At 63.5% G+C, this 7,096-nt stretch carries 6 protein-coding genes; 3 read left to right on the forward strand and 3 right to left on the reverse strand.

The genetic code is table 11. The features are described 5' to 3' along the window. The first annotated feature begins 10 nt into the window (after nucleotides 1-10). From P7F60_RS29645 to P7F60_RS29655, 3 genes are all read left to right on the forward strand, one after another. Nucleotides 11-2,218, forward strand: a complete 2,208-nt coding sequence (locus P7F60_RS29645; RefSeq protein WP_277921109.1) for a PepSY domain-containing protein — start codon at nucleotides 11-13, stop codon at nucleotides 2,216-2,218. Then, on the forward strand, nucleotides 2,199-3,221 hold the full coding sequence (locus P7F60_RS29650) for an FAD:protein FMN transferase (protein WP_023513010.1): 1,023 nt from the start codon (nucleotides 2,199-2,201) through the stop codon (nucleotides 3,219-3,221). The genes P7F60_RS29645 and P7F60_RS29650 overlap by 20 nt, the downstream gene beginning before the upstream one ends. Nucleotides 3,222-3,619: 398 nt before the next feature. Continuing rightward, the gene (locus P7F60_RS29655; protein WP_051795987.1) at nucleotides 3,620-4,003 is read left to right on the forward strand and encodes a hypothetical protein; all 384 of its coding nucleotides are present in this window, start codon (nucleotides 3,620-3,622) and stop codon (nucleotides 4,001-4,003) included. A gap of 211 nt (nucleotides 4,004-4,214) precedes the next feature. On the opposite strand, the gene P7F60_RS29660 is transcribed toward P7F60_RS29655, so the two are convergent. From P7F60_RS29660 to P7F60_RS29670, 3 genes are all read right to left on the reverse strand, one after another. Then, nucleotides 4,215-4,901 (reverse strand): YoaK family protein, encoded by a 687-nt coding sequence (locus P7F60_RS29660; RefSeq protein ID WP_035219792.1) that lies wholly within the window; start codon nucleotides 4,899-4,901, stop codon nucleotides 4,215-4,217. Nucleotides 4,902-5,021: 120 nt separating this feature from the next. Then, a complete protein-coding gene (locus tag P7F60_RS29665; RefSeq protein WP_277921110.1) occupies nucleotides 5,022-6,386 on the reverse strand; it encodes a HAMP domain-containing sensor histidine kinase in 1,365 nt (454 codons plus the stop codon). Then, nucleotides 6,383-7,024, reverse strand: coding sequence for a response regulator transcription factor (locus tag P7F60_RS29670; RefSeq protein WP_277921112.1), 642 nt, complete (start codon nucleotides 7,022-7,024; stop codon nucleotides 6,383-6,385). The genes P7F60_RS29665 and P7F60_RS29670 overlap by 4 nt, the downstream gene beginning before the upstream one ends. Between the last annotated feature and the right edge of the window lie 72 nt (nucleotides 7,025-7,096).

Below are 7,096 nucleotides of genomic sequence, written 5' to 3' on the forward strand. Positions count from 1 at the left end.
GGTGGACGACATGATCCGTGTCATCCATCGCTGGCCAGGCCTTCTGGCCGCTCTTTTTCTGCTGGTCTTGAGCCTTAGCGGTGCAGCACTCTCGCTGTTTCCCGCCGCCGAACGGTTGTCCGCCCCGCAGGCCGAGGCAGGGCTTTCCGTCGGGACGCTGGCCGGACGTATCCTCGCCATCCACCCTCAAATAGAACAGATACGTCGCGCGCCCTCCGGCAAGATCACCGCCTACTGGTTTGAGGGTGGGGCGCCTCAGGCCGCCATCATCGATCCCGCAACAGGGCTGGGTGTCGCCTCCAGCGATCCGAATGCCGTCGAGCAGTGGCTTACCGGTCTGCACCGGTCGCTCTTTCTCGGTGACGGCGGGCGTATCGCAGCGGCAGTGGGCGCTGCCGCCATGCTGGTCTTGGCTGTGTCCGGCACTATGCTCGTCGCCCGCAGGGCCGGCGGCTGGCGGCGATGGTTCGCGCCGATACGCGGGCCGCTCGCCGGAAGATTGCATGTCGAGATCGCGCGCGTCGCCGTCGCAGGCCTCGTCTTGTCCTCGGCCACCGCATTGTGGATGACGGCATCGACATTCGATCTCCTTCCCGACGCGGCCACATCTCCCGTCGCCCACATCGAGGCGAGCGGCCGGACCGGCATGGCCGCATCGCATATGGATCTGCTGAAACGGACACCGGTCACCGAACTGCGCAGCCTGGCGTTTCCCGATCCGGCCGATGCGACGGATGTCTTCACGCTGAAGACGGATCGCGGCACGGGCTATCTGGATCACGGCACCGGCGCGCTGCTCGCCTGGAGCGACCTGACCGGATGGCAGCGTCTCTCGGAGACTATCTATATGCTGCATACCGGTCGAGGCGCGGCCACCTTGGGCCTCGTGCTCGGCATGATGGCGCTCGGCGTGCCGGCGATGGCGGGCACCGGCCTCATCCTGTGGCTGGCGGGTCGGCGCGGGCGGCCACGGATTCACGGCAATGTAACGGCTGGACGTGCGGAAACGATCCTGCTTGTCGGCAGCGAGAGCGGCAGCACATGGAGCTTCGCTGCGACACTGCACGCCGCGCTGACGAAGCTCGGGCAGGCGGTTCACACCGCGCCGATGTCGTCATTCGATCCTGAACGCTACCGGCATGCCCGGCGCGTTCTCATTCTTGCGGCAACCTATGGCGATGGCGATGCGCCCGCTTCGGCGCGGGGGTTTCTCGATCGCCTGCAAACCCTGCCGGTAGAGCCAACCATTCCGATCGCCGTGCTCGGCTTCGGTGACCGCAGCTTCCCGGCCTACTGCGCTTTTGCCCAGGTCGTTGCGAGGGCCGCCGAGGCGCGAGGGTGGAGCACGCTCATCCCATACGAAACCGTCGACCGGCAGTCGCCGCAGGATTTTGCCCGTTGGGGACGATCGCTGGGCGAGGCAATAGGGATCGGGCTGGAGCTTGTCCATCGGCCAGCCTTGCTGGCGGCCTCCCCATTGACCCTCGTTTCGCGACGCGAATACGGCGCGGAGGTGCAAGCTCCGACAGTGATCCTGCGGTTCGTGCTGCCCAAAGTCCCGTTCTGGCATCGGTTGGCCGGGCGTGGCTTCGGTCGATATTCGGCAGGCGATCTTCTCGGCGTGCTGCCCGAGGGCTCGTCCGTTCCACGGTTCTACTCGCTGGCTTCGGGACGGCGCGATGGCTTCATCGAGATCGTCGTGAAGAAGCATCCGGCGGGGCTCTGTTCCGGGCAGCTCTTCAATCTGGAGCCAGGATGTGCCGTTCGCGCATTCATCCGAACCAATCCCGGCTTCCATGCCGGCAGGAGCAGGACACCGCTGATCCTGCTCGGAGCTGGAACAGGGATAGGGCCGCTGGCGGGCTTCGTGCGCGCCAATGCGCGCCGCCGTCCGATCCACCTGTTCTTCGGAATGCGTCATCCTGCCAGCGATTTCCTCTACAAGGACGAACTGACGCGCTGGCATCGCGAAGGGCGCCTTCACCGGCTCGTCGGGGCCTGCTCGCGCGGGCGGATGCCGCGCTATGTCCAGCACGCTCTTCTTGAGGATGCCGCCCAGATCGCAGCCCTGATCCGCAGCGGCGCGCGCATCATGGTCTGTGGTGGGCGGGATATGGCCGTCGGCGTTTCGGCGGCGCTTGCCGAGATTCTCGCGCCGGTAGGGTTGACGCCGGCCCTGCTCAAGGCGGAGGGACGCTATGTCGAAGACGTCTACTGATCCGATGAGGCACGCGCTCAACGGACCGACCATGGGAACGCGCTGGTCCGCGCTGTTCTACACGGAGGCAGGGTTCGATCCGGAGCCGGTTCGACACGCTCTTCAGGCGGAAATGGACGAGGTGGACGCGCAGATGTCCACCTGGAAGCCCGACAGCGCTCTGATGAGGTTGAACGCCGGTCCCGTCGGCGACTGGATCGATGTGCCGGCGCGTCTGGCAGACGTTCTGCATCTTGCGCTCGAAATCGGCCGTGCGTCGGGCGGAGCTTTCGATATCGGCGTGGGCGATGCGGTCGTTGCCTGGGGTTTTGGCCCGCAAGCGGCCGACCGGGCCCTGATCCGGAAGGCACTCGCGACATCGCGCCAACCCGCCCATGTGGCGCTCGAGCTCGATCCTGTTCGCGCGGCGGTGCGCAAGCGCGCGCCGATCACGATCGACCTCAACGGCATTGCCAAGGGATATGGCGTCGACCGGCTGGTCGCGATCCTCGGGCGCTTCGGCATAACTTCCGGCCTCGTGGGAATTGACGGCGAGATGAGGGCGCTCGGTCTGCGCCCCGATGGTGAACCGTGGAACATTGCCGTAGAAGGTCCCGACGCGGCCCGTCGAGCGCCGCACTCCGTCCTCGCCTTGCAGGAGGCTGCGGTCGCCACCTCTGGCGATTACCGGCATTGGACTGTCGTGAACGGTCGCCGTCTCTCGCACACCATGAATCCGCGCCGCGGTGCGCCGCTACTGTCGTCGCCCGCTTCGGTCACGGTCGTCGCGCGAACCTGCGCTGAAGCCGATGCCTGGGCGACCGCGTTGACGGTTCTCGGTCCGACGTCCGGGACCGAGCTTGCCCAGCACCTTGGCCTAGACGTGCTGTTTCTTCTGCGAGACGCCTCGGGCGGAGTCCGGCCGATAGCGACAGGACCTCTTTTTTCGGCAGGCCGGGAGACCTGTCGAAGGGTTCCTGAGGTTTATGGGCAAAGTTTGAAGCAATCGCACAATTCGGACTGACAGGACCGGAAAATGGCCGTGCCTCCTGGTGGTGGCTGGACTTTGGCCAGCTATTCTTGTCAATCGACGTTGTAACGGGACCCCGTATCGGCTTCCAAATTCCATTCAACCCAAGATTTCATATCGCGACAGTTGATGTGGAGAATGCGCCAGAACGTGAGAGGCGCGGATTTGCACGCTTAACCTTTTGAAATTTATCAAGTTTAATTTCTGATCTCTCTGCTGTTTATTTCATCACAGGTTGCTTAATGTAGGAATTTCTTAACCGCCGTAGCTCCTACGACTTTACTCAGGCCATGAAGTCGGCCCGGATCATAGCAACCCACAATTGGTGGGACCGATAGGTTGGAAGATTGCGGGTTTAGGCAAATGCTGATACGCTGGGGTACCGTAAGGACATGCTTGCCATGCTCATGGCGGGGCGCGCCGCCCAGCAGATCGTGGTCGGCAAGGTGTCCGCCGGGTCCGCTGGTTCGGACGAAAGCGGTCTCGCCAGGGCAACGAAGATGGCGCTCGCCATGGAGCGTTCCCTCGGCTTCGGTGCGATTCAGCCGCTGCTCTACCGCGATGACAAGGACCCGACCGCCGTGCTCGACGGTAATCCCGATCTCGCAGCCCGCATCCATGCGGGATTGGAAAGGGCATTTGCGAGGGCGGTCGAAATCATCAGTGAGAACCGCGACAAGCTCGACGCGCTCACCACGGCGCTGTTCGATGCGCAGGCTTTGGATGGCGAGGCGGTGAAGGGGCTGCTCAAATACGGTGATCGTGGGCCAGAATAACAGTAGATTCGGATTTGAATTGTGTTCTTGGGATAGTCGACGGTTGCTATGGCGATGTGTCGGTGCTGGCCGGTATCCGGCTGGAGTAGAGGTATATTTGCGCCTTTATTATGGTCCTTCAGTCTAAAGTTGTGACACTTCAAAGCCGACAGTCTGCTCAATTTGCAAGTGCGCGCCGTCCGGCAGAGCGGGCAGCATTTCTCCATCTGCATTACCGGAGATATCTGATGCTTAGCAGGAGTAGAGGCATCGCCAAAGCGCAGAAGGATAATCCCCCGAGGTGCTGGTATCCAAGAACGCCAAATACGCCACCGAGTGCGAAGAAGACAATCGTGACGAGGTGGAGTTTCAAGCGCAGCACGATGGCCAGCCTGTCGGAGCTGGAATTGTTTCCCAGAAGCATGGCGATGCCCACCCCGATATCGGTTGCTACACCCGAAACGTGGGTCGTTCTTACGCGACTGCCGGAAATCCGCGTCGATGCCGCATTCTGCAATCCCATGGTCAGGCTCAACAGGCCCACCACCAGCACACCATTCGGGGAGCGTGCGCTCAGGGTGATGAAAAGCCCGACAAGCATCAGAAGCGCGGCTTCGACGATCAATGTGAGGGCGTAGATGTTACGACGTAGCTGCCGCTTGCCGACTTCGATGAGACACGAGGCGATGAAGGCACCAAGGATGAACATCACGACGATCGTCAGGAATCCCAGTGCCAGGTCGGACCGGGAGACTGCGAGGAAATCGGAGGCCATCGAGACATTGCCGGTCATGTTGGCTGAGAAATAGCGGTAGCCAAGGTAACCGGCACTGTTCACGCCGCCTGCGACGAACGCCAGAATTGAAGCCAGCATCAGGTCTGTTGCCGGAGTCCTCTTGTCGCCTTCTTGGATGAGCATTTCGATTTTACATTGCTATGGATGCGGTGGGGAACGAACCGCGTGTCGTTTCTGTAGGGCAGGATGCAACGCCGAAGCGCGAGAGTCGATGGGGGGCGTCCATCTGCGTGACGGTTTGCATCATGTATGAGCGAACAGAAGCTCGGCTTCCAGCCCGCTATCGGCCTTTCTGTTCCGCAGCATAAAACCGATGCGATAGACATCGACGATTTCACGAACGATGGAGAGACCGAGGCCAGAGCCGGGGGATGCCATGTCAAGACGCCAGCCGCGGCGGGTGAGATTGCCGAGTTCTTGCTCCGGCACGCCCGGACCGTCGTCCGAGATCGTCAGACGCAGGCCGTCTTCGTTGCGCTTCCAGCGCACGCGAATTTCGGCCGTCGCCCATTTGACGGCATTTTCGAGCAGGTTGCCGATGAGTTCGCGAAAGTCGGCTGGGTCCATGGGCACGGTCTCGGTGTTTGGGCCGTCGATCTCGAACCGCAGCCGCTCGCCGGAAGGGGAGCGCTTGAGGATGCGCACAAGTTCGCCGACGATCATGGCTACGTCGGCGTCCGAACGGCGCAGGTCCGCGCTGGCGGCGATGCGGGCAAGCGCCAGTTCCCGTTCCACATGATTACGCATGACGGACGCCAGGTGCTCCAGTTCGTCCGCCATGGCCGCCTCACCCTTGTCGCGCAGAGTGAGGACATCGTTCGAGAGCACCGTCAGCGGCGTGCGCAGGCCGTGGGCGAGGTCGGCCGCGCGCTTCCTCGCCTTGCCCATCATCGCTTCCTGCGTATCCAGAAGCGCATTGACTGCCGCCACGGTGCTCTGGAATTCACTGGGATAGGCGCCGGTCAACTGGTTGGCACGCCGCTCGCGGATGCGCACGATCCCTTCGTTCAGCGCCGCCAGCGGCCGCAGCCCGAGGGTGAACTGCAGGATCGACGCGACGACGAGGAAGACGCCGAGCCCGGCGACGGCCGGCAGGATGTCGCGGATGAAGGCGGCTCTGGCCTCCTCCAGCGTTTGCGCGTCGATGGCGACCGCGATGCGCAGCGCGCGTTTCCCCTCCGGTGCAGCGACCTGCACGAGCCGCTCGAGGACGATCAATGAACTTCCGGCCGGGCCGGGCAGCAGGTAGCGATGAACCGCGCCCTCGGCGTGCCTGTCCATGGGCAGGGCAAGGGCCGTGTCGAACAGCGACAGCGAGCGGACGGTCTGCCCCCGCGCATCGTCGACGATCTGCCAGTAAAGCCCGCCATAGGGCGTGGCGAAGCGCTGGTCGAGCGGGCTTTCCGGGCGCTGGAGCGTGCCGTCGGCGGCAAAGGACAGCGCGCCGGCCAGCGTGTTGATATGGCTGGTCAGCTCCGCATCGATGCGGTTGCGGATGTTGCTGGAGAAGAGCGAGACCAGCAAGGTGACGGTCAGTGTCAGCGCGAGGCTCACGGTCAACGCGGAAATCAGCAGGAGGCGGCTGCGAATGGAGGTTGGCCATCTCATGCGGCGGCGATCCGGTAGCCGTAGCCGCGGCGCGTCTCGATGAAAGCCTTGCCCAGCTTGCGCCGCAGCCGGCCGATCAGCACCTCCACCGAATTGCTGTCGCGGTCGAAATCCTGGGCGTAGAGCTGCTCGGTCAGTTCCTGCTGGCTGACATGGCGCTCGCGGTTCTGGAGCAGATGGTGCAGGCAGCGATATTCGAGCGGCGTCAGGTCGACCGGCCGGTCCCCAAGCGTCACCGATTTGACGCGCGGGTCCAGGTGTAGGCCGCCGGCGCTGAGGACGGGGCTCGGCTCGCCGGCATAGCGGCGCAGGATAGCGCGCAGGCGGGCGAGGACTTCCGCGATCTGGAAGGGCTTGGCGAGATAGTCGTCCGCCCCGGCATCGATGCCTTCCACGCGCTCTTCCCAATTGCCGCGCGCCGTCAGGATGAGGACGGGGAAGCGGCGCCCGTCCTTGCGCCAGCGTTTCAGGATCGTCATGCCATCCATGGAGGGGAGGCCGAGATCGAGGATGGCGGCGGCGAAATCCTCGCTGTCGCCGCGATACCAGCCGTCTTCGCCGTCGCGGGCATGGTCCACGACATAGCCCGCCCGCTCCAGATGGGCGATGAGATCGCGGGCGATCAGCCGGTCGGGCATCGTAAAGTTAACGGAACTTGGGGCTTGATAGGCGATGAAGAGGCATGACAGACCGTGATCCGCTCTACCGTC

Origin of the sequence: Rhizobium sp. YJ-22 (assembly GCF_029601685.1) — a bacterium.
Classification (GTDB): Bacteria; Pseudomonadota; Alphaproteobacteria; order Rhizobiales; family Rhizobiaceae; genus Metarhizobium.

Coding starts and splice junctions, on each gene's coding strand:
- P7F60_RS29650 (WP_023513010.1), top strand. CDS start 2,199: ATGTCGAAGACGTCTACTGATCCGATGAGGCACGCGCTCAACGGACCG.
- P7F60_RS29645 (WP_277921109.1), top strand. CDS start 11: ATGATCCGTGTCATCCATCGCTGGCCAGGCCTTCTGGCCGCTCTTTTT.
- P7F60_RS29670 (WP_277921112.1), bottom strand. CDS start 7,024: ATGCCCGACCGGCTGATCGCCCGCGATCTCATCGCCCATCTGGAGCGG.
- P7F60_RS29660 (WP_035219792.1), bottom strand. CDS start 4,901: ATGCTCATCCAAGAAGGCGACAAGAGGACTCCGGCAACAGACCTGATG.
- P7F60_RS29665 (WP_277921110.1), bottom strand. CDS start 6,386: ATGAGATGGCCAACCTCCATTCGCAGCCGCCTCCTGCTGATTTCCGCG.
- P7F60_RS29655 (WP_051795987.1), top strand. CDS start 3,620: ATGCTTGCCATGCTCATGGCGGGGCGCGCCGCCCAGCAGATCGTGGTC.